The organism is Sphingorhabdus sp., from assembly GCF_040079335.1.
Lineage (GTDB): Bacteria > Pseudomonadota > Alphaproteobacteria > Sphingomonadales > Sphingomonadaceae > Sphingorhabdus_B.
In genome coordinates this window covers 1-2,138 of sequence record NZ_JBEBKL010000118.1, presented here as the reverse complement: position 1 = coordinate 2,138, position 2,138 = coordinate 1, and the positions used below count along the sequence as shown (strand labels likewise).

Annotated in this window: 2 protein-coding genes; both read left to right on the top strand. The window is 59.1% G+C overall.

Annotation, left to right across the window (positions count from 1 at the left end):
• Positions 1-1,134 (top strand): hypothetical protein (locus tag ABL922_RS14660; protein WP_349024947.1); only part of this gene is annotated, 1,134 nt, incomplete at its 5' end.
• A gap of 158 nt (positions 1,135-1,292) precedes the next feature.
• On the top strand, positions 1,293-2,138 hold an 846-nt coding region (locus ABL922_RS14655; protein WP_349024946.1), incomplete at its 3' end, for a hypothetical protein.

The following is a 2,138-nucleotide window of genomic DNA, read 5'->3' as shown; positions in this document are numbered from 1 at the left end:
GCCGCACTTAGGCTTACGATTTTCTCTCGACGGCATGTGTTTGGAGAATCATCAATGGATGATGCGGTAGTCAGTGGCAGCTCGGCCAAATCAGGTTGGTCGAAGGTTCGTGCGGCATGTTGCTGGATCGGTGGCTCTGTGCTGTTCCTTGGTGGGTTGACCACCGCCGCCTCACCCACAAGCTGGCCCAATGACGTCGTAAGCGGCGTTGTCGGGATGCTCATATCTCCAATTTTCATTCCCCCGCTGCTTCGCCGATTGCGCGAGCGCCTGCCTGTGCTTCGTCCAGTTTGGGCACCATTCTTATTGTGGATCGCGGCAGGTCCCATCGCCACGGTTGCGGGGCTTCCGCTCCTTCCGTCCAACGCAAGACAGGAGCAGTTGAAAGTTGAGGCAGTCGCAGATGCCAACCGATTGTTGGTCGCTGGCAAGCCCTTTGAGGCCCGAATGAGGCTTAACAAATTCTCCAGACTTCAAGAGAGCGATCCGGCAATCGCCGCGGTATTTGCCAAGATCGCAACAGCGGAGCGAGCAAGAAAGTCTGTCGCGGAGCCAGATACGCCCGCGAAGGCCTCTGCGAAGCAGGCTCCAGCGGAGACCCCTCAAAGTGCAGCGTCAGTCTACGCCGAGCGTGTAGAGACGTACTGGCTGCCAGAAGTGGCGGCAATGCCAGACACCGCGCCGGCCAACGACGATGCAATTGGCAAAATCTTGACCCAGATCGATGGTCTCGTTCTCAACATCGAAGACGGCGATAAGCTGAACCTAGATCCCGGTCAGAAGGCGTCGCGGCAGAAGTTGATCCGCGCGCTCAGCTTGAAACAGGCGAAACTGCTTCCCGAGCTGCGGAAGCGGTACGCGCAGGCGCTGGACGCCGGGCTCTTCCGCGATGACATTCGAGTTGCCGCTCGAGGCACCACCTTGACGCTCACGGGAGGCGTCTTCGCCCGCAACGCCAATGTTCAGGACATGCAGACCGCGTTGGAACCAGTCCTGGCTCGCCTCCGGTTCAGAAGGATTAACTATCGGTGGAGCCCCTATTTGTCGGATGGCCTGTTCTACGATCTCAAGCCACCATCCGACAGCGTCGTGGCCCGGTGGGACGGCAGCCAGTTTGGCAAGCCCATGAACTAGCGAGACGGTGCAGTTATCTGCACTGCGCCATGCCACCTCGGCCAAGTTAATTGCACCCGCGTCGATCTGGGTCATGCAATTAACTTCACAAGACAGTTCACAGGACTACCGTGGTAGCGGGTCAGACGATCCAGACCTCCGCAACTGGAGGTTTGAAAATGCTATTCCCAGACAATGCACGATTTGGCTTCGCCCTGACCGATCTGGCCGAGGCGCTTCGTTCCATCCCGATGACCACTCCGCAGCCGTTGCCATGTGATCGGTACATCGCTCGGAGCTGTCTGCAGAAGGCAATACGGCGTGGGGAGGTTGTCCTCGCCCAGCGCGCTCTTGCCAACCTGTTCGAACATGACCCTGCAACAGTTTGGCGGCACCTCGTCATAATCTGCTTGGAGGACGTTGGCATCACGAACGTCGAACTGTTGGCACAAATCATCGCAGCCCGGCAGGATCGGAGATGGAGAGCCCAGCTCGGCGGTGACTGGCAAGTGCTGGCTGGCCTCGTTTGGCTCATGGCCGAAAGTGTCCACTGTCAGGCCGCCTGCGATCTCCTGCTGCGGGTCATGAACGATCCAGCTCTTGATCAGGATAGGGCGGACGCTCTGGAAGCTGAACCGTGCTCGTTAGCAGAAACGGTTGGCAACCCCGCCGAGAAGATCGAACTTCGCGGCATCGCAGCGATGGCGATGGGCGGTTGCTTGGCCGATGGGCAGTTGAACAAGGACCCTTGCGGCGTTTTCGATGTCATGGCCGAACACGGTCAGTTCATCAATGTGGTCGCCACCTGCCGCGCTGCTTGGAAGATCAGCCGCAATCCCATGGCGATGCTACTGCCGCTAATCTGGGAGGCATGGATGAGGGATGACCGCCATCATATTGCGGACGATCTGCTCCCAGCCGCACAGATGATCGGCAGCGTGCCGGGCTTTTCCACCCGGCTCTACGTGTACAAGGAGGATGAGACCTTCGTGCTGGTGAGCGAGCAGAACCGCGGCCCGGGCCAG